19 protein-coding genes are annotated in these 24,564 nt (G+C 67.7%); 7 read left to right on the top strand and 12 right to left on the bottom strand.

The genetic code is table 11. From position 1 onward, the window contains the following. Positions 1-9 precede the first annotated feature (9 nt). The 7 genes from HWX08_RS16455 to rpsB form a co-directional block, all read right to left on the bottom strand. Positions 10-1,206, bottom strand: a complete 1,197-nt coding sequence (locus HWX08_RS16455; RefSeq protein WP_107313119.1) for a 1-deoxy-D-xylulose-5-phosphate reductoisomerase — start codon at positions 1,204-1,206, stop codon at positions 10-12. Positions 1,207-1,221: 15 nt separating this feature from the next. Next, positions 1,222-2,043 (bottom strand): phosphatidate cytidylyltransferase, encoded by an 822-nt coding sequence (locus tag HWX08_RS16450; protein ID WP_174920481.1) that lies wholly within the window; start codon positions 2,041-2,043, stop codon positions 1,222-1,224. Continuing rightward, positions 2,037-2,819, bottom strand: a complete 783-nt coding sequence (gene uppS, locus HWX08_RS16445) for a polyprenyl diphosphate synthase (RefSeq protein WP_069256983.1) — start codon at positions 2,817-2,819, stop codon at positions 2,037-2,039. Before uppS ends, HWX08_RS16450 begins: the two co-directional genes overlap by 7 nt. A gap of 47 nt (positions 2,820-2,866) precedes the next feature. Continuing rightward, on the bottom strand, positions 2,867-3,427 hold the full coding sequence (gene frr, locus HWX08_RS16440) for a ribosome recycling factor (RefSeq protein ID WP_021159105.1): 561 nt from the start codon (positions 3,425-3,427) through the stop codon (positions 2,867-2,869). A gap of 91 nt (positions 3,428-3,518) precedes the next feature. Then, a complete protein-coding gene (gene pyrH, locus HWX08_RS16435) occupies positions 3,519-4,232 on the bottom strand; it encodes a UMP kinase (RefSeq protein WP_011352459.1) in 714 nt (237 codons plus the stop codon). 163 nt (positions 4,233-4,395) lie between these two features. Beyond that, positions 4,396-5,277: a translation elongation factor Ts gene (gene tsf, locus HWX08_RS16430; RefSeq protein WP_059464426.1), complete on the bottom strand. Its 882-nt coding sequence runs from the start codon at positions 5,275-5,277 to the stop codon at positions 4,396-4,398. Positions 5,278-5,439: 162 nt separating this feature from the next. Further along, positions 5,440-6,180, bottom strand: coding sequence for a 30S ribosomal protein S2 (rpsB, locus tag HWX08_RS16425; protein WP_006483818.1), 741 nt, complete (start codon positions 6,178-6,180; stop codon positions 5,440-5,442). 377 nt (positions 6,181-6,557) lie between these two features. Here rpsB and map point away from each other — a divergent pair, with 377 nt between their 5' ends. Genes map through HWX08_RS16410 form a run of 3 tightly spaced genes read left to right on the top strand, consistent with a single transcriptional unit; the run spans position 6,558 to position 11,879 of the window. Then, positions 6,558-7,373: a type I methionyl aminopeptidase gene (gene map, locus HWX08_RS16420; RefSeq protein WP_069256984.1), complete on the top strand. Its 816-nt coding sequence runs from the start codon at positions 6,558-6,560 to the stop codon at positions 7,371-7,373. A 46-nt stretch (positions 7,374-7,419) separates the two neighbouring features. Beyond that, positions 7,420-9,996: a [protein-PII] uridylyltransferase gene (locus HWX08_RS16415; protein ID WP_174920480.1), complete on the top strand. Its 2,577-nt coding sequence runs from the start codon at positions 7,420-7,422 to the stop codon at positions 9,994-9,996. A 17-nt stretch (positions 9,997-10,013) separates the two neighbouring features. Then, positions 10,014-11,879 carry a pseudouridine synthase gene (locus HWX08_RS16410; RefSeq protein WP_175807031.1) on the top strand — a complete coding sequence of 622 codons (1,866 nt, stop codon included), beginning with the start codon at positions 10,014-10,016 and terminating at the stop codon, positions 11,877-11,879. Between the two features lie 81 nt (positions 11,880-11,960). Here the strand turns inward: HWX08_RS16410 and def are convergent, their stop codons facing one another. The 5 genes from def to HWX08_RS16385 all read right to left on the bottom strand — a co-directional run bounded on the left by def (position 11,961) and on the right by HWX08_RS16385 (position 20,692). Further along, positions 11,961-12,494, bottom strand: coding sequence for a peptide deformylase (def, locus tag HWX08_RS16405; protein WP_069256986.1), 534 nt, complete (start codon positions 12,492-12,494; stop codon positions 11,961-11,963). Next, positions 12,491-14,566, bottom strand: a complete 2,076-nt coding sequence (ligA, locus tag HWX08_RS16400) for an NAD-dependent DNA ligase LigA (protein ID WP_174922839.1) — start codon at positions 14,564-14,566, stop codon at positions 12,491-12,493. Before ligA ends, def begins: the two co-directional genes overlap by 4 nt. A gap of 166 nt (positions 14,567-14,732) precedes the next feature. Further along, positions 14,733-16,013, bottom strand: a complete 1,281-nt coding sequence (locus HWX08_RS16395; RefSeq protein WP_069256988.1) for a cell division protein ZipA C-terminal FtsZ-binding domain-containing protein — start codon at positions 16,011-16,013, stop codon at positions 14,733-14,735. Between the two features lie 85 nt (positions 16,014-16,098). Next, positions 16,099-19,611 (bottom strand): chromosome segregation protein SMC, encoded by a 3,513-nt coding sequence (gene smc / locus HWX08_RS16390; RefSeq protein WP_174922840.1) that lies wholly within the window; start codon positions 19,609-19,611, stop codon positions 16,099-16,101. A gap of 139 nt (positions 19,612-19,750) precedes the next feature. Further along, positions 19,751-20,692, bottom strand: a complete 942-nt coding sequence (locus HWX08_RS16385) for a DMT family transporter (RefSeq protein WP_174922841.1) — start codon at positions 20,690-20,692, stop codon at positions 19,751-19,753. 157 nt (positions 20,693-20,849) lie between these two features. On the opposite strand from HWX08_RS16385, the gene dapC reads away from it, so the two are divergent. From dapC to dapE, 4 genes are all read left to right on the top strand, one after another. Continuing rightward, on the top strand, positions 20,850-22,082 hold the full coding sequence (gene dapC, locus HWX08_RS16380; protein WP_069256990.1) for a succinyldiaminopimelate transaminase: 1,233 nt from the start codon (positions 20,850-20,852) through the stop codon (positions 22,080-22,082). Between the two features lie 43 nt (positions 22,083-22,125). Next, on the top strand, positions 22,126-22,953 hold the full coding sequence (gene dapD, locus HWX08_RS16375; protein WP_069256991.1) for a 2,3,4,5-tetrahydropyridine-2,6-dicarboxylate N-succinyltransferase: 828 nt from the start codon (positions 22,126-22,128) through the stop codon (positions 22,951-22,953). Beyond that, the gene (locus HWX08_RS16370) at positions 22,953-23,321 is read left to right on the top strand and encodes an ArsC family reductase (RefSeq protein WP_069256992.1); all 369 of its coding nucleotides are present in this window, start codon (positions 22,953-22,955) and stop codon (positions 23,319-23,321) included. Before dapD ends, HWX08_RS16370 begins: the two co-directional genes overlap by 1 nt. Positions 23,322-23,418: 97 nt before the next feature. Then, positions 23,419-24,558, top strand: coding sequence for a succinyl-diaminopimelate desuccinylase (gene dapE / locus HWX08_RS16365; RefSeq protein WP_069256993.1), 1,140 nt, complete (start codon positions 23,419-23,421; stop codon positions 24,556-24,558). The last annotated feature ends 6 nt before the right edge of the window (positions 24,559-24,564 follow it).

The raw sequence follows: 24,564 nt of genomic DNA, 5'->3' as shown, positions 1-24,564 counted from the left end.
GCACTCCATTCAGACAGTGCGCTCCACGCGTGGCGCAGGCGCTTTCGCAATGATCTCGGCGGCGAGGCGGCGCGCCTCGGCATCGGCCGCGAGGACGTCCTCGAGCCCGTCGGGCGCGCGGTTCGGCAGCGTGTTGAGCACCGCGTCGACCGTCGCCGCGATCGCCATGAAGCCGATGCGGCGCTCGAGAAACGCTTCGACCGCCACTTCGTTCGCCGCGTTCAATGCAGCGCTCGCGATGCCGCCTTCCTCGAGCGCCTTCAGCGCGAGCGCGAGGCACGGGAAGCGCGCGTAGTCGGGCTTCTCGAACGACAGTTGAGCGATCTGCGCGAGGTCGAGCTGCTCGACGCCCGCATCGACACGCTCCGGAAACGCGAGCGCGTGCGCGATCGGCGTGCGCATGTCGGGGTTGCCGAGCTGCGCGAGCACCGAGCCGTCACGGTACGACACGAGCGAATGGATCACGCTCTGCGGATGGATCAGCACGTCGATCCGGTCGCCCGGCAGCCCGAAGATCCAGTGCGCCTCGATCACCTCGAGGCCCTTGTTCATCATCGTCGCCGAATCGACCGAAATCTTGCGGCCCATCACCCAGTTCGGGTGCTTGCACGCCTCGTCCGGCGTCACGTCGACGAGCGTCGCCGGTTCGCGCGTGCGGAACGGGCCGCCCGACGCGGTCAGGATGATCTTCGAGATCCCGCCGTGCTCGGCCGCGTCGCGCGGCATGCACTGGAAAATCGCGTTGTGTTCGCTGTCGACCGGCAGCAGGATCGCGCCATGGTCGCGCACGGCGTCCATGAAGATCGCGCCCGACATCACCAGCGCTTCCTTGTTCGCGAGCAGGATGCGCTTGCCGGCACGCGCGGCCGCGAGGCTCGGCGCAAGGCCGGCCGCGCCGACGATCGCCGCGACCACCGTATCGCAGCCGTCGCTCTTCGACACGTCGACGAGCGCTTGCGGCCCGTGCAGCACGGTCGTCCTGCTGCCCGCCGCGCGCAGTTTCGCGTCGACGTGCGCGGCCGTCGCGGCATCGCCGACCACCGCCACTTCGGGCGCAAAGCGCAGGCATTGCTCGACCAGCTTGTCGCCGTTGCGGTGGGCGGTCAGCGCATAGACCGAGAAGCGCTCGGGATGGCGCGCGACCACGTCGAGCGTGCTGTCTCCGATCGAGCCCGTGGAACCGAGCAATGTCAGACGTTTTTGCATAACAGAAGTAGTGGTTTAACCAAGCAGCAGCATCGCGAGCGGCAGCACCGGCAGCAGCGCGTCGACACGGTCGAGCACGCCGCCATGGCCCGGCAGCAGTCCGCTCGAATCCTTCACGCCCGCCTGCCGCTTCAGCAGCGACTCGAACAGGTCGCCGATCACGCTGTACACAACCAGCAGCGTCAGTGCGGCCCACGCGCCGGGCATCCCGTAGCGCGCGGCGAACGCGGAAAACAGGGTCGGCTCGAACGCATGCGCGGCCATCGCGATACCGGCGACGACCATCACCGCGAGCCAGCCGCCGATCGCGCCTTCCCAGCTCTTGCCGGGGCTGATCGTGATGGCCAGTTTACGCTTTCCGAAGGCCTTGCCCGCGAAGTATGCGCCGATATCGGCGAGCCAGACGACCAGAAGCAGCGACAGCACGAACGGCACGCCCTGCGCGCGCGCCGACACGAGCGCATGCCAGCAGGCCGCGAAGACCACGAGGCCGGCCGCCAGCAGGAACGGCCGCCAGATGCCGCCCGCGAGTTCGGGCTTGCGCCGCAGCGCGAACGGGCCGACCAGCAGCCAGAACACGCCGGCCGCCATGAAAAGGGGACGGGACGCGGCCGCATCGACGCCGAGCGGCGCCGTTGCCGCGAGCGCCAGCGCCGCGACGACCGCATAGACGACCGGGCCGGCGCCGCCGAGCTTGAGCAGGCGCGCCCATTCCCACGCGGCGAACACGAGCACGACGCCGATCAGCGCGCCGAACGCGGCGAGCGGCGCGAACAGCGTCACCGGCAGCAGCACTGCCAGCATCACGATCGCCGTGATCACACGGGTTTTCAGCATGAAAGGGAGTCGGCGTCCTGCGATTGCGGTTCGAGCTGCGCGCTCGTGCGGCCGAAGCGGCGCTCGCGCTCCGTATACGACGCCAGCGCGTCGGCCAGTGCCGCGCCGTCGAAATCCGGCCAGTATTTGTCGGTGAAATAAAATTCGGCGTACGCGAGCTGCCACAGCAGGAAGTTGCTGACGCGCTGCTCGCCGCCGGTACGGATGAAGAGATCGGGCTCCGGCGCATAGGCCATCGCCAGGTGCGGCGCGAACGCGTCCTCGGTCACTTCGACCTCGCGTCCTTCGCGCACGGCCTGCTCCACGAGCTTCTTCGTCGCTTGCAGGATGTCCCACCGGCCGCCGTAGTTGGCCGCGATGGTGAGCGTGAGACGCGTATTGCGCGCCGTCTTGGTTTCGGCGCGGCGAATCAGTTCGCGGATGCGCGGCTCGAAGCGGTCGAGATCGCCGACGACACGCAGGCGGATCCCGTTCGCATGCAGCTTGCCCACCTCGCGCTCGAGCGCGGTGATGAACAGGCGCATCAGGAACGACACTTCGTCGTTCGGCCGGCGCCAGTTCTCCGAACTGAACGCGAACAGCGTCAGGTATTCGACGCCGGCGCGCGCGCAGCCTTCGACCACCGCCCGCACGGCATCGACGCCGCGGGTATGCCCCGCGACGCGCGGCAAGCGGCGTTCGGTGGCCCAACGGCCGTTGCCGTCCATGATGATCGCGATGTGACGCGGCACGACGCCGACGTCAGGCACGCGAACGGTAGAGCTGGTATAGGTCATGGCCGTTGAGACAGTTGCGGGAAGAAGGCGGCGCGCGAGGACGGTCGTCAGACCGTCATGATCTCGGCTTCCTTGGTCTGCACGAGCTTGTCGATTTCGGCGACGTGCTTGTCGGTCAGCTTCTGGACGTCGTCGCTTGCGCGGCGCTCGTCGTCTTCCGAGATTTCCTTGTCCTTCACGAGCTTCTTGAGCGCTTCGTTCGCGTCGCGGCGCAGGTTGCGGATTGCGACCTTGGCCGTTTCGCCTTCGCTCTTCACGACCTTCGTCAGCTCGCGGCGGCGCTCTTCCGTCAGCGCGGGCATCGGCACGCGGATCAGGTCGCCGGCGGTGGCCGGGTTCAGGCCCAGATCGGCTTCGCGGATGGCCTTCTCGACCTTCGCGACCATGTTCTTTTCCCACGGCTGCACGCCGATCGTGCGCGCGTCGACGAGCGTCAGGTTCGCGACCTGCGAGATCGGCACCATCGAGCCGTAGTAGTCGACCTGCACGTGATCGAGCAGACCGGTGTGTGCACGACCCGTACGGATCTTCGCCAGATCGTTCTTGAACGCTTCGATCGAGCGCTGCATCTTCTGCTCGACGCCCTTCTTGGTATCAGCGACACTCATTTCAACCTCCGAACCTTCTAACCTTCAAAGAACGCGGGCCCCGCGCGGCGCATCTTGCGCGCCGCGGCCGATGGCCCGCATCCGCGGGAGTTTACACGTGGACGAGCGTACCTTCGTCCTCGCCCAGCACGATGCGCTTGAGCGCGCCCGGCTTGTTGATCGAAAACACGCGAATCGGCAGCTTCTGGTCGCGGCACAGCGCAAAGGCCGTCGCGTCCATCACCTGCAGGTTGCGGCTGATCGCCTCGTCGAAAGTGATCGTCGTGTAACGCGTGGCCGACGGATCCTTCTTCGGATCGGCAGAATATACGCCATCGACCTTGGTCGCCTTCAGCACGACCTCGGCGCCCACTTCCGAACCGCGCAGCGCGGCGGCGGTGTCCGTCGTGAAGAACGGGTTGCCCGTGCCGGCCGCGAAGATCACGACGCGGCCTTCCTCGAGCTGGCGGATCGCTCGGGGCCGGATGTACGGCTCGACGACCTGGTCCATGCGCAGCGCGGACTGCACGCGCGCCTCGATGCCGGCGTGGCGCATCGCGTCCTGCAGCGCCAGCGCGTTCATCATCGTCGCGAGCATCCCCATGTAGTCCGCCGTCGCGCGGTCCATGCCGGCCGCGCCACCTGCGACACCGCGGAAAATATTACCGCCACCGATCACGACCGCGAGCTGCGTCCCGAGACGCACGACTTCGGCGATATCGGCCACCATCCGTTCGATCGTCGCGCGATTGATGCCGAAGGCATCGTCGCCCATCAGCGCTTCGCCGGAGAGTTTGAGGAGGACGCGTTTATAGGCATTGGACATAGGGGCTTCCGAGCGACGAGAGGATGACAACCACGAACTGTAGGGGCGAAATACTGATTCGGGCAAGCGCCGACGGTCGGACGGGGGTTCCCGGCCGGCCGGCGGCGCCGCCGACCGCGGCGGAGCGGACGCCCGCCGCGGATACTGCCTGACTGCTTACGGCTTACTGCTGCTTTGCTGCTGCGACTTGCGCGGCCACTTCGGCGGCGAAGTCGTCCTGGCGCTTCTCGATGCCTTCGCCGACGACGAACAGCGCGAATTTCTGCACTGCCGCATTCGCCGCCTTCAGCATCTGCTCAATCGTCTGCTTGTCGTTCTTCACGAACGTCTGGTTCAGCAGCGACACTTCCTTCAGGTACTTCTGGACGCTGCCGTCGACCATCTTCGCGACGATTTCGGCCGGCTTGCCCGATTCCGCAGCCTTCTGCTCGGCCACGCGGCGTTCCGTCTCGATCAGTTCCGCCGGCACGTCAGCCGACGACAGCGCGACCGGCTTCATTGCCGCGATGTGCATCGCGACGTCCTTGCCGACCTGCTCGTCCGCACCCGTGTACTCGACGATCACGCCGATACGCGCGCCGTGCAGGTACGTGGCGATCTTGTTCGCGGTTTCGAAACGGACGAAACGGCGGATCGACACGTTCTCGCCGATCTTGCCGATCAGCGCCAGGCGCACCGCGTCGACCGTCGAGCCTTCGAGCGGCAGTGCCGACAGCGCTGCCACGTCGGCCGGGTTCTGCGTCGCGACGAGTTCCGCCACCGTCTTCGAGAATGCGAGGAAGTCGTCGTTCTTCGCGACGAAGTCGGTTTCGCAGTTCAGTTCGACCAGCGCGCCCGCGTTGCCGCCGACGAACGATGCGACGACGCCTTCTGCCGTCACGCGCGATGCCGCCTTGCTCGCCTTGTTGCCGAGCTTGACGCGCAGCAGCTCTTCAGCCTTGGCCAGGTCGCCGTCGGCTTCCGTCAGCGCCTTCTTGCACTCCATCATCGGTGCGTCGGTCTTTGCGCGCAGTTCTGCCACCATGCTTGCGGTAATTGCCGCCATCATTCGCTCCTTGAGTCTGTATTCACAACGCCGCCCGCTTGGACGCGAACGGCCGAGATTCGTTTCCGGACCCGCGCCGATTCGGCGCGATCAGGTCCGGCGCACAAGCTTAAAAAAAGGGGGCCTGTTGAGAGCCCCCTTTTTGCGCCGGCTCGGGGCCAGTTACGCGTTTTCCTCGACGTACTCGTCGTCGCCGCGTGCAGCCTGGACCACTTCGTTGACCGCGTTCGCACGGCCTTCGAGGATCGCGTCGGCCACGCCTTCGGCGTACAGCGCGACTGCCTTGCTCGAGTCGTCGTTACCCGGGATCACGTAATCCACACCTTCCGGCGAGTGGTTCGTATCGACCACGGCGATGACCGGCACGCCCAGCTTGTTCGCTTCCGTCACGGCAATCTTGTGGTAGCCGACGTCGACGACGAAGATCGCGTCCGGAATGCCGCCCATGTCCTTCACGCCGCCGATCGACTTCTGCAGCTTGGCGATTTCGCGTTCGAACAGCAGCGCTTCCTTCTTGCTCATCTTCTCGAGCTCGCCCGCCTCGACTGCCGCTTCCATGTCCTTCAGGCGCTTGATCGATACCTTCAGCGTCTTGAAGTTGGTCATCATGCCGCCGAGCCAGCGTGCGTTGACGTACGGCATGCCTGCGCGCTGCGCTTCCTGGGCGATCGTGTCACGCGACTGACGCTTCGTGCCGACGAACAGGATCGTGCCGCGGTTCGCTGCCAGCTGGCGCACGTACTTCTGTGCGTCCGTGAACATCGGCAGCGTCTTTTCGAGGTTGATGATGTGAATCTTGTTGCGGTGACCGAAAATGAACGGAGCCATCTTCGGGTTCCAGAAGCGCGTCTGGTGACCGAAGTGGACACCCGCTTCCAGCATTTGGCGCATCGTAACTGCCATGTAAATTCTCCACGAGGGTTGGGTCTTAAGCCGGCTGCCGTACCGCCGCGCGAACCCGCCCGAAAGGGCCCGATTTCACGCGGCCGGCACCCTGGTTGCGCCGGCTTGCGATTCGGCACGCGCAAAACGCCCGTGCCGTAAGCCTGTCACCACGATGCCGCCCCAAGACGGGGCAAATTCGGCATTTGGATATCGACTTAGCCAAAGAGTATAGCACGCCGATTTGTCCGCTCTCAAGTCGCTCACCACTTTCGCTTGCCGCGCCGCAGCGGGCCGGACAATCCGCGAAAACCCGCACCGGCACCGCCCGGAAGGGCTGCGACGCGTGCCAGAAGGTGCGATAATCCGTCAATTCACCGCATTCCAGGCATACCTCGATGGCTATTACGCTCAAAAACGAACACGATATCGCCGAGATGCGCGTCGCCTGCCGTCTCGCGAGCGAAGTGCTCGACTTCATCACGCCGCACGTCGTCGCGGGCGTCACGACCGCCGAACTCGACCGCCTCTGCCACGAATTCATGGTCAACGAGCAAGGCACGATTCCCGCGCCGCTGAATTACCAGCCGCCCGGCTACCCGCCGTACCCGAAGGCCACCTGCATTTCGGTCAACGACGTGATCTGCCACGGCATTCCCGGCGAGAAGGTGATCAAGAACGGCGATGCGCTGAACATCGACATCACCGTGATCAAGAACGGCTACTTCGGCGACACCAGCCGGATGTTCATCGTCGGCGAAGGCTCGATCCTCGCGAAGCGCCTCGTGCAGACCACCTACGAATGCATGTGGCTCGGCATCGACCAGGTCAAGCCCGGCGCGCACCTCGGCGACATCGGCTACGCGATCCAGAAGCACGCGGAAGCGCAGGGCTACAGCGTCGTGCGCGAATACTGCGGCCACGGCATCGGCACGGTGTTCCACGAGGATCCGCAGGTCGTTCACTACGGCCGCCCGGGCACCGGCATCGAACTGAAGGCCGGGATGATCTTCACGATCGAGCCGATGATCAACGCCGGCAAGCGCGACATCCGCACGATGCCCGACCAGTGGACGGTCAAGACGCGCGACCGCAGCCTGTCCGCGCAGTGGGAGCACACGGTGCTCGTCACCGAAACCGGCTACGAGGTGCTGACGGTGTCGGCCGGCACGCCGGCACGCCCCGTGTTCGCGCAACCGGCCGCCGCGGTCTGAGCGCCGTCGCGCCAGCCCGCCCCCACCCGCACCTGAACGGCCGCCCATGAGCGCTCACGCCGCCCCCTCGCCCGAAGCGCTGTCGCGACGCGCCGAATTCAAGGCCGCCAAGCTCGACCTGCTCGAGCGCTTTCGCCGCGCGACGAACGTCACGTCGCTGATGCACGCGCTGTCGAAACTCACCGACAACGCACTGAAGCGCGTGTGGGACGATTGCGGGCTGCCCGCGACGCTCGCGCTCGTCGCCGTCGGCGGCTACGGGCGCGGCGAGCTCGCGCCCTATTCCGACGTCGACATCCTCGTGCTGCTGCCCGATGCGCACGACCCGGCGCTCGACGCGCGGATCGAGCGCTTCATCGGGATGGCGTGGGATCTCGGCCTCGAAATCGGCAGCAGCGTGCGCACGGTCGAGCAATGCATCGAGGAGGCGTCGCAGGACGTCACCGTGCAGACGTCGCTGCTCGAAGCGCGCCGCATCGTCGGCAGCACCGCGCTGTTCGAACGCTTCACGGTGCGCTATCACGAGGCGCTCGACGCCCGCGCGTTCTTTACCGCGAAGGTGCTCGAGATGCGCCAGCGCCACGCGAAGTTCCAGGACACGCCGTACAGCCTCGAACCGAACGTCAAGGAAAGCCCCGGCGGGCTGCGCGATCTGCAGACGATCCTGTGGATCGCACGCGCGGCGGGCTTCGGCAGCAGCTGGCGCGAGCTCGACACGCGCGGCCTCATCACCGATCGCGAAGCGCGCGAGCTGCGCCGCAACGAAGACTTCCTGAAGACGCTGCGCGCGCGGCTGCACGTGATCGCCGGGCGCCGCCAGGACATGCTCGTGTTCGACCTGCAGACGCAGGCGGCCGAGAGCTTCGGCTATCAGCCGACCCAGGCCAAGCGCGCGAGCGAGCAGCTGATGCGCCGCTACTACTGGGCCGCGAAAGCCGTCACGCAGTTGGCGACGATCCTGATCCAGAACATCGAGGCGCAGCTCTTCCCCGCGACGAGCGGCATCACGCGCGTGCTGTCGCCCGACCGCTTCGTCGAGAAGCAGGGGATGCTCGAGATCGTCGACGACGGCGTGTTCGAGCGCCACCCCGACACGATCCTCGAAGCGTTCCTGCTGTACGAGACGACCCGCGGCGTGAAGGGCCTGTCGGCGCGCACGCTGCGCGCGCTGTACAACTCGCGCGAGATCATGAACAACACGTGGCGCCGCGATCCGCAGAACCGCGACACGTTCATGCGGATCCTGCAGCAGCCCGAAGGGATCACGCACGCGTTCCGGCTGATGAACCAGACGAGCGTGCTCGGCCGCTACCTGCTGAATTTTCGCCGCATCGTCGGCCAGATGCAGCACGACCTGTACCACGTGTACACGGTCGATCAGCACATCCTGATGGTGTTGCGCAACCTCCGCCGCTTCGCGGTGGCCGAGCATGCGCACGAATATCCGTTCTGCAGCCAGTTGATCGGCAACTTCGAGCGCCCGTGGGTGCTGTATGTCGCCGCGCTGTTCCACGACATAGCGAAAGGCCGCGGCGGCGACCACTCGACGCTCGGCATGGCCGACGCGCGGCGCTTCTGCCGGGAGCACGGCATCGCCGGCGACGACGCGGCGCTGATCGTGTGGCTCGTCCAGCATCACCTGACGATGAGCCAGGTCGCACAGAAGCAGGACACGAGCGACCCCGAGGTCATCAAGCGCTTCGCCGAAGTCGTCGGCAACGAGCGGTACCTCACCGCGCTGTACCTGCTGACGGTCGCCGATATCCGCGGCACGAGCCCGAAAGTGTGGAACACGTGGAAAGGCAAGCTGCTCGAGGATCTGTACCGCATCACGCTCGCGGTGCTCGGCGGCGCGAATCCCGACGCGCATTCGGAGCTGAAGTCGCGCCAGGAGCAGGCGCTCGCGCTGCTGCGCCTCGAGACCGTGCCCGACGATGCGCACCGCGCGCTGTGGGATCAGCTCGACGTGGGCTTCTTCCTGCGTCACGACGCGGCCGACATCGCGTGGCAGACCCGCGTGCTGTACCGGCACGTGAACGCCGATACCGCGATCGTCCGCGCACGTCCGTCGCCGATCGGCGACGCGCTGCAGGTGCTCGTGTACGTGAAGGATCGCCCCGACCTGTTCGCGGACATCTGCGCATATTTCGACCGCAACGGGCTGTCGGTGCTCGATGCGCGCGTCAGCACCACGCGGCACGGCTATGCGCTCGACAACTTCATCGTCACGCAGACCGAACGTGACGTGCGGTACCGCGACATCGCGAATCTCGTCGAGCAACAGCTCGCGACGCGGCTCGCCGAAACCGCACCGTTGCCGGAGCCGTCCAAGGGCCGCCTGTCGAGGCTGTCCCGGACGTTTCCGATCACGCCGCGCGTCGACCTGCGGGCCGACGAGCGCGGCCAGTACTACATCCTGTCCGTGTCGGCCAACGACCGGCCGGGCCTTCTCTATTCGATCGCGCGCGTACTCGCCGAGCATCGGATCGGCGTGCATGCGGCGCGGATCAATACGCTCGGTGAACGCGTCGAGGACATCTTTCTGCTCGCGGGTGCCGGCCTGTCCGACAACCGCCTGCAGATCCAGCTCGAAACCGAATTGCTGCGTGCGATCGCAGTCTGAATTGAATTCCAGCGTTTATGCGCACCAAATTAACCGTCAAGAATCCGAAGCCGGCGTCGCCGACCCGCGCCCCTGTCCGCTCCGGCAGCCTCGTCGCCCGCAAGGCGGTGCGTCCCGCCGCGCCGCCCGCGGGGGACAAGCCGGCTCGCCCGAAGAAGGCCGCGCCGGCCGCCGCCGGCGAACGCTCGTTCAAGCCGCGCGGCGCTGCCGGCGCCGAGCGCCCGGGCGCGGACCGCGCACCGGCCAAGCGCGCGCCGCGTGACGGCGGTGCCGAACGCGGCACGCGCGCGCCCTATCGCGACAACACCGCGGCCGGTGAAGGTGCAAAGCGCAGTTTCGGTGATCGCCGTCCGTCGTCCGACCGGCCGCCGCGCCGTGACGACGATGCGCGTCCGCGCCGTGCAGGCGCCGACGAAGGCAAGCGCCCGTCGTATCGCGACAACGCTTCCGGCGAAGGCGCGAAGCGCAGCTTCGGTGATCGCCGTCCGTCGTCCGACCGGCCGCCGCGCCGTGACGACGATGCGCGTCCGCGCCGTGCAGGCGCCGATGAAGGCAAGCGCCCGTCCTATCGCGACAACGCATCCGGCGAAGGCGCGAAGCGCAGCTTCGGCGACCGCCGTCCGTCGTCCGATCGCCCGCCGCGCCGTGACGACGATGCGCGGCCGCGCCGTGCAGGTGCCGACGAAGGCAAGCGCCCGTCGTATCGCGACAAGGCAGCGGGCGAAGGTGCAAAACGCAGCTTCGGCGACCGCCGTCCGTCGTCCGATCGCCCGCCGCGCCGGGATGACGATGCGCGTCCGCGCCGCGCAGGCGCCGATGAAGGCAAGCGCCCGTCGTATCGCGACAACGCTTCCGGCGAAGGCGCGAAGCGCAGCTTCGGCGAGCGCCGCACGTCGTCCGATCGCCCGCCGCGCCGTGACGACGATGCGCGTCCGCGCCGCGCAGGCGCCGACGAAGGCAAGCGCCCGTCGTATCGCGACAAAGCAGCGGGCGAAGGTGCGAAACGCAGCTTCGGCGATCGTCCGGCCCGCCCCGCACGCGACGGCGAGCGCCGCTCGTTCGGCGCGGTGAAGACCGCGCAACCGGTCAAGCGCGCCGCGGCCGACGTCGACTACGGCGACGAAACGGGCCTGATGCGCCTGTCGAAACGGATGTCCGAACTCGGCATGTGCTCGCGCCGCGAAGCCGACGAATGGATCGAAAAAGGCTGGGTGCTGGTCGACGGCGAACGCATCGACACGCTCGGCACCAAGGTGCGCGCCGACCAGAAGATCGAAATCGACGAACGCGCGAGCGCCGCGCAGGCCGCGCAAGTGACGATCCTGCTGCACAAGCCGGTCGGCTACGTGTCGGGCCAGGCGGAAGACGGCTACGAGCCGGCGGCCGTGCTGATCACGCGCGCGAACCGCTGGAGCGGCGACCATTCGCCGGTGCGCTTCTCTCCGCAGCACCTGCATGCGCTCGCGCCGGCCGGCCGGCTCGACATCGACTCCACCGGCCTGCTCGTGCTGACGCAGAACGGCGTGATCGCGAAGCAGCTGATCGGCGAGCAGTCGGATATCGACAAGGAGTACCTGGTGCGCGTGCGCTTCGGCGAACGGCTGATCGACATCGACCAGCATTTCCCCGCGGAATCGCTCGCGAAGCTGCGTCACGGCCTCGAGCTCGACGGCGTCCCGCTGAAGCCCGCGATGGTAAGCTGGCAGAACGGCGAACAACTGCGCTTCGTGCTGCGCGAAGGCAAGAAGCGTCAGATCCGCCGCATGTGCGAACTGGTCGGACTCGACGTGATCGGCCTGAAGCGCGTGCGCATGGGCCGCGTGATGCTCGGCGCGCTGCCGCAAGGCCAATGGCGCTATCTGTCGGCCGACGAGACGTTCTGACCGTCGGCACGCCACGTGCGCGCTGCAATGAAAAAGCCCGCTTGCAAGCGGGCTTTTTTTCGTTCTGCGGGCGCCGGACGATCAGTCGTCGTCGGCCGGATCGAGCCCCGGGAACAGCACTTCCGTGAACCCGAAACGCGTGAAGTCGGTGATCCGCATCGGATACAGCTTGCCGATCAGGTGATCGTATTCGTGCTGGACCACCCGTGCGTGAAACCCGTCGGCGACGCGGTCGATCTTCTCGCCGTACTGGTCGAAGCCGCTGTAGCGCACCTTCGCGTAGCGGCTGACGACGCCGCGCATGCCCGGCACCGACAGGCAGCCTTCCCAGCCCTCTTCCATATCCGGCGGCAGGTACTCGACCTTCGGGTTGATCAGCACCGTCTCGGGCACCGGCGGCGCGTCCGGGTAGCGGTTGTTGTTGCCGAAGCCGAAGATGATGATCTGCAGCCCGATGCCGATCTGCGGCGCGGCCAGCCCGGCGCCGTTCGCATGGTGCATCGTCTCGAACATGTCCGCGACGATCTCGTGCAGTTCGGGGGTATCGAACTGCTCGACCGGCTTGGCGACTTCGAGCAGGCGCGGATCGCCCATCTTCAGGATCTCGCGAATCATGGCGTATTGCCCTCCAGGAGTTGGTGCAGGCCGTCTTCGTCCAGCACGGGGATGCCGAGTTCCTCGGCCTTCGCGAGCTTGCTGCCGGCTTCGGCGCCCGCGACCACGTAATCCGTCTTCTTCGATACCGAACCGGCCACTTTCGCGCCCGCCGCTTCGAGCATTTCCTTCGCCGCGTCGCGCGTGAGATTCGGCAGCGTGCCCGTCAGCACGACCGTCTTGCCGGCCAGCACGCCCTGCGGCGCCTTCGGCGCAGGCGGCCCTTCCGGCCACGTGACCTTGCCCGGCGCACGGAGCTGTTCGATCACGGTGCGGTTGTGCTCTTCCGCGAAGAACTGGTGGATCGACTCGGCGACGATCGGCCCGACGTCGTTGACTTCGAGCAGTTCCTCGATCGACGCGTCCATGATCGGCGTGAGCGAGCCGAAATGCTTCGCGAGATCCTTCGCGGTCGATTCGCCGACGTGACGGATGCCGAGCCCGTAGATGAAGCGTGCAAGCGTCGTGTGCTTCGCCTTCTCGAGCGAGTCGAGCAGATTCTGCGCGGACTTCTCGGCGAAGCGGTCGAGTTCGGCGAGCGTCGCGAAACCGAGATTGAACAGGTCGGCCGGCGTGCGCACGAGATTGAGCTCGACGAGCTGGTCGATGATCTTCTCGCCGAGCCCATCGATGTCGAGCGCGCGACGCTGCGCGAAATGCCACAGCGCCTGCTTGCGTTGCGCCGGGCAGAACAGGCCGCCCGTGCAGCGCGCGATCGCCTCGTCGGGCAGACGCTCGATCTTCGAGCCGCATACCGGGCATTCGGTCGGCATCACGAATTCGGCCGCCTCGGCCGGGCGCCGGTCGAGCAGCGCGCCGACGACCTCCGGAATCACGTCGCCCGCCCGCCGCACGATCACGGTGTCGCCGATCCGGATGTCCTTGCGGCGCACCTCGTCCTCGTTGTGCAGCGTCGCGTTGGTCACGGTCGCGCCGCCGACGAACACGGGTTCGAGACGCGCGACCGGCGTGATCGCGCCGGTGCGGCCGACCTGCACGTCGATCGCGACGAGCTTCGTCAGCGCTTCCTGCGCCGGGAATTTGTGCGCGAGCGCGAAGCGCGGCGCGCGCGACACGAAGCCGAGGCGCTCCTGCTCGTCGCGCCGGTTGACCTTGTAGACGACGCCGTCGATGTCGTACGGCAGCAATTCGCGCTTCTCGCCGACCTTGCGGAAGAAGTCGAGCAAGCCTTCGGCACCGCGCACGACCGCACGCTCGCGGTTCACCGGCAGGCCGAACGACTCGTACCAGTCGAGCAACGCGCTATGCGTGTCGGGCATCGGCATCCCGTCGAGCACGCCGATCCCGTACGCGAAGAACGACAGCGGGCGCTGCGCGGTGATTCTCGAGTCGAGCTGGCGCAGGCTGCCGGCGGCCGCGTTGCGCGGGTTCGCGAATTCGCGCTGCTCGGCCGCGCGCTGGCGTTCGTTCAGGCGTGCGAAATCGCGCTTGAACATCAGCACCTCGCCGCGCACGTCGAGCACGGCCGGCACGTGCTTGCCCTTCAGCTTCAGCGGAATCGAGCGGATCGTGCGTACGTTCTCGGTCACGTCCTCGCCCGTCGTCCCGTCGCCGCGCGTGGACGCCTGCACGAACACGCCCTGCTCGTAGCGCAGCGAGATCGCGAGGCCGTCGAACTTCAGTTCGCACGCGTATTCGACGGGCTCCGTCACCGAGCCGGCGAGATCGGTGGCCTTGTCGAGCGCGTCGGCGATGCGCTTGTCGAATGCGACAATATCTTCGTCGGCGAAGCCGTTGTTCAGCGACAGCATCGGCGCGTCGTGGACGACCGGCGTGAAACCACCCGCCGCTTCGCCGCCGACGCGCTGCGTCGGCGAATCGGGCGTCACGAGTTCGGGATGGTCGGCTTCGAGTTGCTGCAGCTCGCGAAACAGCCGGTCGTATTCGGCGTCGGGCAGATCCGGCTGGTCGAGTACGTAGTAGGCGTAGTTCGCCCGCTCGAGTTGGTCGCGCAGCCACGCGGCGCGCGCGTCGGGCTGGCTGGCTGGCGGTTCGGCTTGGGTTCGGGCCATGCTGGCGGCAGAGTCGCTCTGAAAAATCGGAATTCGGATTATCTCAGTTTGACGCCGCAAGCGGGGGCGCGCGATGCGTGCCGCGCGGGCTCGCTGCGGCGCACACAAGCGCGGTGCATTGCAGCGACGGGCGACGGCGCCGAAGGCCGCCGCCCGCCGGGACGCGTTACTGGCTGAAGAGGCGGCGCGTGACCGGCGAACCGGCCGGAATGCCGGCTTCCTCGAGCTTCGCGTACAGCTTCATCAGTTGCTGATCGATCGCGACCAGCGTCGATTCCGGCAGCGGCCGGCGCGAATCGTCGACGACCCGCGCACCGATCCGCTCGGACAGCGACTTCGCGTAGTCGCACATCAGCCGGAACGGCAGGATGTCCTCTTCGGCGACCGGCACGTCGAGCACCAGCGTGATCATGTTGCCGCCCTTGTAGGTCAGGTCGTCGCGCAGGAAGTTCGTGTCGCCGAACTGCAGCATGAACACGGGGTTCTGCTTCGCATCGAGCTTCACGAAGCGCGTGCCGTCGCGCGACAGCAGCAGCCCGTCCTGCGACGCGACGGCCTGCACGTAGTTCGCCGACCACGGCGCGCCGTCCGACATCACGTTGATCGACAGTTGCGCGTCGCACTGCGCGGCGAAGCCGTCGAGCTCGCGCGCCATCGCGACCGTTTCCATCATGTCCGGGAATTCCGGCGCGCCGTCGATCGCGTCGGCGAACTGCTGGACGCCCGTAACGAACTCGGAGAATTCGAGTTCGTTCAGCGCGCCGCTGCGGTTCGCGAGCTGCGCGGCCGCGCGCAGTTCCTCGTAACGCACGCCGTTCTGCAGCAGCTCCCACTGGCCGCCTTCCGGCTTGCCTTCGATATGCACGGGCTTGCTGCCCGCGCGGCGCAGCCGCTGCGCGAACGGCAGGATCTTGTCGCCCGGCAGCGGCCCGGCGAGGCGGATCGGCACGATGCAGTCGATCCGGCGGTCGACGATCGCGGGCGGCGCCGACGAGATCGTCGTCGCGGCCGGCAGGACGGGTTCGACCGGCTCGTCCGCCGCAGCGGGCGCTTCGTGCGCGGCAGCCGGCACGGCGCCTTCGCCGGCCGCAGGCTCGACCGGTTCGGCCGGCGTGTCGACGCCGGTCGCCTCGGCCTGCAGATCGGCCGGCATGTCGGCCGGGGCCACGCCACCCGACGCCGCGCCGCCGAAGGTCGGTTCGACGCGTGCCGCTTCGGTCGGCGCGGCGACTGCCGCCGCGGGCTCGCGCCGCACCGGCTGACGCACCGGCTCGATGAACGGCAGTTCTTCGTCCCGTTCGGGGCGATTCATCGCCTCGGCCGCTTCCTCCGGCATCGGGCGCGGGATCCTGCGCCGCACCTTCGCGCCCTGCCATGCGTTGTAGACCACGACGCCGCCCACCACGACGGCGCCCGCGCCGATCAAACCGAGTGTCAACTCGTCCATGCACGCTCCATCAGCAATTCTTGTTCGTCGGACCTGCGAACGGGCGCCCATGCGCCGCGCGAACGCGGTCCGGTTTCGTCAAACGTCAATTCTGGGCAAAACCCGCGGCGGTTTCCATGTCCACCGCGACGATCCGCGACACGCCCTGCTCCTGCATCGTCACGCCGATCAGTTGCTGCGCCATTTCCATCGCGATCTTGTTGTGCGAGATGAACAGGAACTGCGTCTTGTCGGACATCGCGCGCACGAGATTCGCGAAACGCTCGGTGTTCGCATCGTCGAGCGGCGCGTCGACCTCGTCCAGCAGACAGAACGGCGCCGGGTTCAGCTGGAACATCGCGAACACCAGAGCGGTGGCGGTCAGCGCCTTCTCGCCGCCCGACAGCAGGTGAATCGTCGCGTTCTTCTTGCCTGGCGGCTGCGCCATCACCTGCACGCCGGCATCGAGAATTTCGTCGCCGGTCATGATCAGCTTCGCCTGGCCGCCGCCGAACAGGCGCGGGAACAGGTCGCTGAAGTGACGGTTGACCTCGTCGAAGGTGCCCTGCAGCAGCGTGCGGGTTTCCTGGTCGATCTTGTGGATCGCGTCTTCGAGCGTCGTGATCGCGTCGACCAGGTCGGCGGACTGCGCGTCGAGGAACACCTTGCGCTCGCTCGCGGCCTTCAGCTCGTCGAGCGCGGCCATGTTCACCGGGCCGAGCGCGTTGATCGCGTTGTTCAGCCGCGTGACCTCGCCCTGCAGGTACGACGGTTTCAGGTCCGGCGTGAGCTTCTCGCGCAGCGCTTCCTCGTCGACCTCGGCCGCCGTCAGTTGCTCGGCGAACTGCTCGACCGCCAGGCGCGCGGCCTGCTCCTTCAGCTGCAGTTCGGTGATGCGGTCGCGCAGCGGCTGCAGCGAGCGCTCGGCGACGAGCCGCTGCTCATCCGACGCGCGCAGCTTCGCGGTCAGGTCGTCGAGTTCGATCCGCGCGGCCTGCAGCGCCTCTTCCTTCACCGCGCGAATCTCGAGCGCATCCTGTAGGCCCGTGTGCGCGGTCTGCTCGTTGATCGTCTCGAGTTCGGCGCGCGCGTCTTCCAGCGACGCGGCAACGCGCTCGCTCTGCTCGTGCGCGACCTGGATGCTGCGCTTGAGCTCGTCGATTCGGGTGACCGCGTTGCGCGCGGCGAAGCGCGCATCGTTCGCGCCGCGCTCGAGGTCGCGCGCTTCCTGGCGCGCGTGCGTCAGCGATTCGTCGAGCGCCTCGAACGCGAGCTGGTTGTCTTCGTAGCGCGCCTGCAGTTCCGCGAGTTCGCCGTCGAAACGCTCGAAATTCGCTTCCGACTCCGCGCGCAGCGCGCGCTGTTCTTCGATCTGCGCGCCGATTTCCTCGAGTTCCTCGCGGATCTGCGTGCTGCGCTGCGTGTAACGTTCGTGCGCCTGCGCGAGTTTCAGCACGTCCATCTGCAGCGCGTGCACGCGCTGCGTCGCACGCTCGGCTTGCGCACGCACGTCGCCGAGCGCCTGCGCGGCCTGCGTGTGCGCCGCTTCCGCGCGCACGGCGGCCGTGCGCGCCTCGTCGGCGAGCAGCGCCTGCGCGCGCACCTGGCGCGTCAGGTTTTCGATTTCCTGCTGGCGGGCCAGCATCCCGGCCTGCTCCGAATCGGCCGCATAAAGCTGCACGCCGACCCGCGTGACGATATGGCCGGCCTTCACGACGAACGCGCCGCCTGCCGGCAGCTGCGTGCGCGTGGCGAGCGCCTGCGCGACGTCGTCGGCCACGTAGACGTTGCCGAGCCAGTCGTTCAGCACCGCGCGGATGCCCGCATCGTCGATACGCACGAGCGACAGCACCGGACGCAGGCCGGCCGCGGCCGCAGCCGGCTCGCCGGCCGCGGGCGGCGCATAGAACGCGAGCTTCGCGGGCGGCGCGTCGGTCGCAAACGCCTTCACCCAGTCGAGATTCGATACTTCGAGCGCGGCGAGGCGCTCACGCAGCACGGCTTCGAGCGCGGCTTCCCAACCCGCTTCGACGTGCAGCTTCTTCCACAGCCGCGGCAGCGCACCGAGCTCGTGCCTGTCGAGCCACGGCTGGATCTTGCCTTCGGTCTGCACGTTTTCCTGCAACTGCTTGAGCGCGGCGAGACGCGCCTCGAGCTGGTGGATCTGTGCGGCCTCGGCCTGCACGCGCTCGTGCGCGGCACGGCGCTCGCCATCGAGGCGCGGCACCGTTTCCTGCGCGTCGGCCACGCGCGCCTGCGCTTCCGCGAGGATCTCTTCCTGCTCGGCGAGCTGCATGCGCAACTCTTCGAGCTGGGCTTCGTCCGGCGCGTCGAGCCCGCCCGCTTCGCTCTTCAGGCGCTCATGGCGCTGCTGAAGCTGCTGAAGCTGCTGGTCGGCGTTGCGCTGGTGCGCGGCTTCGAGCTTCAGCGACTGTTCGGTCTGCGCGATCCGCGCGCGCTCGTCGTTGAGCTGCGCCTGCGCATCGCGCCACTTCGCTTCGAGCGCCGGCAGCGCGTCGTGCTTCGCGGCCGCGTTGTCTTCGGCGAGCGCGGCCTTCTCGTCGGCCATCGCGCGCGCTTCCTCGGCTTCCTCGAGTTCGTCCTGCGCCTTCTCGGCCTGCGCGCGCCATTGTTCGCGCTGCGCGTTCAGCGCGGCGATCTGCGCCTGCACGCGGTTGCGCGATTCGACGATGAACTTGATCTCGGCCTCGAGGCGGCTCACCTCGGCGTTCGCCTCGTAGAGCGCACCCTGCGCGCCCTGCATCGCGTCGCTCGCCGCGTAGTGCGCCACGCGCAGCGTTTCGAGCTGCGCCTCGACCTCGCGCAGCCTGGCCGTCTGCGCGTCGAGGTCGATCTGCGCCTGTTCGATCGCGCGCTGCTGCTTCTGCTGTTCGCCGGCGGCCTCGTTCTTGCGCAGCAGCCACAGCAGGCGCTGCTTCTCCTCGCCGTCGGCGACGAGTTCCTTGTACCTGGTCGCGACGACCGCCTGCGCCTCGAGCTTCTCGAGGTTCGCGGTCAGCTCGCGGACGATGTCCTCGACGCGCGTCAGGTTCTCGCGCGTGTCGTGCAGGCGGTTCTCGGTTTCGCGGCGGCGTTCCTTGTACTTCGATACGCCGGCGGCTTCCTCGAGGAACACGCGCAGCTCTTCCGGCTTCGCCTCGATGATCCGCGCGATCATGCCCTGCCCGATGATCGCGTACGCACGCGGGCCGAGGCCCGTGCCGAGGAAGATGTCCTGGATGTCGCGGCGGCGCGCCGGCAGGTTGTTGATGTAGTAACTCGACGTGCCGTCGCGCGTGAGCACGCGCTTCACGGCGATCTCGCCGTACTGGCCCCACTGGCCGGCCGCGCGGCCGTCGGAGTTGTCGAAGATCAGCTCGACGCTGGCCCGGCTGCCGGGCTTGCGGGCGGTCGAGCCGTTGAAGATGACGTCCTGCATCGACTCGCCGCGCAGCTCGGACGCGCGCGACTCGCCGAGCACCCAGCGCACGGCGTCGATGATATTGGACTTGCCGCACCCGTTCGGGCCCACCACGCCGACAAGCTGGCCCGGAACCTGGAAATGCGTGGGATCGACGAAGGATTTGAAGCCAGCGAGTTTGATCGAGCTCAGACGCACGGCGGTATCGGATGTGAAGAAGGTGTGAAACGGACGGAGCCGCACCGCGCGAGGCCAGAAGGCCCCTGCGCGCGACGCGCTCCGGAATTCAAAAGCGGGGCCGCGCGCATTCAGCGTTGGGCCCCGCAAACGGCTTCCATCATACCATCGCGCGCGCGCCGTCCCGACCGTCGCCGGGTTTGCCCGGTGCCGGCGCGGCACGATGGACCCGGCTCGACAGCAGCGTCGCCAGCACGATGCACGCGCCGCCCGCCCACTCGCGCGCGCTCGGCAGTTCGTTCGCGAACACCCACGCCGACAGCGCGGTGATCACGATCTCGAACAGCATGATGATCGACGCGCGGTTGGCCGGCACGCGCGCCAGCCCGTATTGGACGAGCAGGTTGTTCGACGCCATCGTCACGCCGATCGCGACGATGATCAGCGCGGCGATGCCAAGCTGGCCGCCAGCCGGCGCGGCCGGGATCCCCTCGAACAGCGACGCGATCGCGCCGAACACGGCCGCGCCGCCGAACAGCGTCGCGGTGCGCATCTCCGCGCGCATCTCGGGTAGCTCGCGGCTCGCCTTGATCACCAGCACGTTGCTCATCGCGAAGCTCAACCCGGCCGCGAGGCCGGCCCATTCGGCCGGGCTGGCCGGCAGCGGCAGGCCGAGCGCCGGCGACCACAGCATCAGCATCGCGCCGCCGATCGACAGCGCCGCGAGCCCCGCGCCGGCCCAGGTCAGCCGCTCGCGCAGCAGGAAGTGCGCGTAGATCGCGGTCCATGCGGGGGTCAGATAGAACAGCAGCATCACGCGCAGCACCTCGCCGTGAATCGTGCCCCATACGAACCCGAGGTTCGTCACGCCGGCCGTCACCGCGATGCCCGGCAGCACCCAGTGCCAGCGCAGCGTCGCGATCGTGCGGTGCCGCGCGACGATCACGAACACGAACGCGACGAGGCTCGTCAGCGCGCTCGCCAGCGTGCCCGTCACGCCGAGCGACGCGAGGATCCGCAGCGGATACCAGATCAGGCCCCATACCGATGCGCCGATCAGGATGGCCAGCGTCGGCAGGCTGCCGCGTACCGCGTTATTCATTTGGTTCGATACCCTTTATTCGACCGGCCCGGCCGCCGCTCCGGCGGGCCGTGACCGCATTGCATCACGCTATAATCGTCCGTTGCGACCCGCGCCCCCGGCGCCCGTTCGCAGCCGCGCGGCGCGCCCGCCGCTTCTTTCGCTCCAACCGGCCGCGATGGCCGCTTCGCCCGTGAACCCTCGACTCGACTCGCTCCAGCCCTATCCCTTCGAAAAGCTGCGCGCCCTGTTCAAGGACGTGACGCCCGCCGGCGCCCTCAAACCGATCAGCTTCGGCATCGGCGAGCCCAAACACGCGACCCCGGCGCTGATCCGCGACGCCGTGGTGGCCGCGCTCGACGGCCTCGCGTCGTACCCGGCCACCGCCGGCTCGGACGCGCTGCGCACGTCGATCGCGCACTGGCTCGAGCGCCGCTACGGGCTGCCGGCAATCGATCCGGCCACGCAGGTGCTGCCCGTGTCGGGCTCGCGCGAGGCGCTGTTCTCGCTCGCGCAGACCGTGATCGACGCGCGCCCGGGCGCGCACGGCGAGAAGGCGATCGTACTCTGTCCGAATCCTTTCTATCAAATTTACGAAGGCGCGGCGCTGCTGGCCGGTGCCGAACCCTATTTCGCGAACAGCGACCCGGCCCGCAACTTCGCGTGCGACTACGCGGCCGTGCCGGACGACGTCTGGGCCCGCACGCAGCTGCTGTACGTGTGCTCACCGGGCAACCCGACGGGCGCGGTGCTGACGCTCGACGACTGGCGCGAGCTGTTCGCGCTGTCCGACCGCCACGGCTTCGTGATCGCGTCCGACGAGTGCTATTCGGAAATCTACTTCGACGAAGCGGCGCCGCCGCTCGGCGGCCTCGAGGCCGCGCATCGCCTCGGCCGCGGCTTCGAGCGGCTCGTGATGCTGTCGAGCCTGTCGAAGCGCTCGAACGTGCCGGGCATGCGCTCGGGCTTCGTGGCCGGCGACGCCGCGCTGCTGAAGCAATTCCTGCTGTACCGCACGTACCACGGCTCCGCGATGTCGCCGGTGTGGCAGCACGCGAGCATCGCCGCGTGGAACGACGAGGCGCACGTGCGCGAGAACCGCGCGCTGTACGTGCAGAAGTTCGATACGGTCACGCCGATGCTCGCCGACGTGATCGACGTGAAACTGCCCGACGCCGCGTTCTACCTGTGGGCCAACGTCGCGCGCACCGGCCTGTCGGACACCGAGTTCGCCCGCCGCCTGTACGCCGACTATAATGTGACGGTTCTGCCCGGCTCGTTCCTCGCGCGCGATGCGCACGGGTCGAATCCGGGCCGCGATTTCATCCGGATCGCGCTCGTCGCGGGCACCCCCGAATGCGTCGAGGGCGCGCAACGCATCGTCGATTTCTGCCGGTCTCTCGCGCGGTAATCGTCCATCCGATCAATTCCATCCATCTCCTGCGAAAACGAACATGTCGCAACAACTTCAGCAAATCATCGATACCGCCTGGGAAAACCGCGCCGAGCTGTCGCCGAAGGCCGCACCCGCCGACGTCCGCGAGGCCGTCGCTCACGCGATCGAGCAGCTCGACAAAGGCGCGCTGCGCGTGGCCGAGAAGATCGACGGCAGCTGGACCGTGCACCAGTGGCTGAAGAAGGCCGTGCTGCTGTCGTTCCGCCTGGAGGACAACGCGCCGATGCCCGCGGGCGGCTACTCGCAGTTCTACGACAAGGTGCCGTCGAAGTTCGCGAACTACACGGCGGAAGATTTCGCCGCGGGCGGCTTCCGCGTCGTTCCGCCGGCCATCGCACGCCGCGGCTCGTTCATCGCGAAGAACGTCGTGCTGATGCCGTCGTACACCAACATCGGCGCGTACGTCGACGAAGGCACGATGGTCGATACGTGGGCGACGGTCGGCTCGTGCGCGCAGATCGGCAAGAACGTGCACCTGTCGGGCGGCGTCGGCATCGGCGGCGTGCTCGAGCCGCTGCAGGCGAACCCGGTCATCATCGAAGACAACTGCTTCATCGGCGCGCGCTCGGAAGTCGTCGAAGGCGTGATCGTCGAGGAAAACTCGGTGATCTCGATGGGCGTATACCTCGGCCAGAGCACGAAGATCTACGACCGCGAGACGGGCGAAGTCAGCTACGGCCGCATCCCGGCCGGCTCGGTCGTCGTCGCCGGCAACCTGCCGTCGAAGGACGGCTCGCACAGCCTGTACTGCGCGGTGATCGTGAAGAAGGTCGACGCGAAGACGCGCGCGAAGGTCGGCCTGAACGAGCTGCTGCGAGGCGACTGATGGCAAAGCCGCGCACCGTGGTCGTCTACGGGATTCCGAACTGCGACACCGTGAAGAAGGCCCGAGTGTGGCTCGACGATCACGGCGTCGAATTCGAGTTCCACGATTTCAAGAAGCTCGGCGTCAGTGCACCGCTCGTCGAAGACTGGCTGAAGGACGTGTCGCTCGACGCGCTCGTGAACAAGCGCGGCACGACGTGGCGCGGCCTGGACGACGCGATGAAGGCGGCCGCCGAAACCAAGGCCGGCGCGGTCGCGCTGATGATCCACAAGCCGTCGGTCATCAAGCGCCCCGTGCTGGTGGTCAACGGCCGCGTGAAATCGCTCGGCTTCGCGGCCGATCAATACGCGGCGCTGTTTGCCGCATAGGGCTGCCCGCGCTGCGCGGCGCCCGCTCGCGCAGCGCACGACGTCTCATCGCTGCCGGCCACCGCGCCGGCATTTTTTATCGAAAGTGGTCCGAACCATGTCCGCCACCCTAGCCCTTACCGAACAGCTGATCGCCCGCGCGTCCGTGACGCCCGACGACCAGCACTGCCAGCAGATCATGACCGAGCGCCTCGCCGCGCTCGGCTTCGAATGCGAGACCGTCGCGTCGCACGGCGTGACCAACCTGTGGGCCGTCAAGCGCGGCGCCGACGGCCGCGACGGCAAGCTGCTCGCGTTCGCGGGCCACACCGACGTCGTGCCGACCGGCCCGCTCGAACAGTGGAGCTCGCCGCCGTTCATCCCCGCCCATCGCGACGGCAAGCTGTACGGCCGCGGCGCGGCCGACATGAAGACCTCGCTCGCGGCGTTCGTCGTCGCGACCGAGGAATTCGTCGCGGCCCATCCGGGCCACCGCGGCGCGATCGCGTTCCTGATCACGAGCGACGAGGAAGGCCCCGCCACCGACGGCACCGTGAAGGTCGTCGAACTGCTCGAAGCGCGCGGCGAACGCATGGACTACTGCATCGTCGGCGAACCGACGTCGACTAACGAACTCGGCGACGTCGTCAAGAACGGCCGCCGCGGATCGATGTCCGGCGAACTGGTCGTCAAGGGCGTGCAGGGGCACATCGCGTATCCGCATCTCGCGAAGAACCCGATCCACCTGCTCGCGCCTGCACTTGCCGAGCTCGCCGCCGAGCAGTGGGACGAAGGCAACGAATACTTCCCGCCGACCACCTGGCAAGTGTCGAACCTGCACGCCGGCACCGGCGCGACCAACGTGATTCCCGGTCACGCCGACCTCCTGTTCAACTTCCGCTTCTCGACCGCCAGCACGGTCGAGGGCCTGCAGGCGCGCGTGCACGCGATCCTCGACAAGCATGGCCTCGAATACACGCTGAAGTGGTCGATCAGCGGCCTGCCGTTCCTCACGCCGCGCGGCGAGCTGTCGGGCGCGCTGGAAAACGCGATCCGCGCCGAGACCGGCCTCACGACCGAGCTGTCGACCACCGGCGGCACGTCGGACGGCCGTTTCATCGCACGCATCTGCCCGCAGGTGATCGAGTTCGGCCCGCCGAACGGCAGCATCCACAAGATCGACGAGCACATCGAAGTGCGCTTCGTCGATCCGCTGAAGAACGTGTACCGCCGCGTGCTCGAACAACTGATCGCCTGATGGAGC

The sequence above is a fragment of the Burkholderia metallica genome (assembly GCF_902832845.1).
GTDB lineage: Bacteria > Pseudomonadota > Gammaproteobacteria > Burkholderiales > Burkholderiaceae > Burkholderia > Burkholderia metallica.
This window is presented reverse-complemented; position numbering and strand designations above follow the sequence as displayed.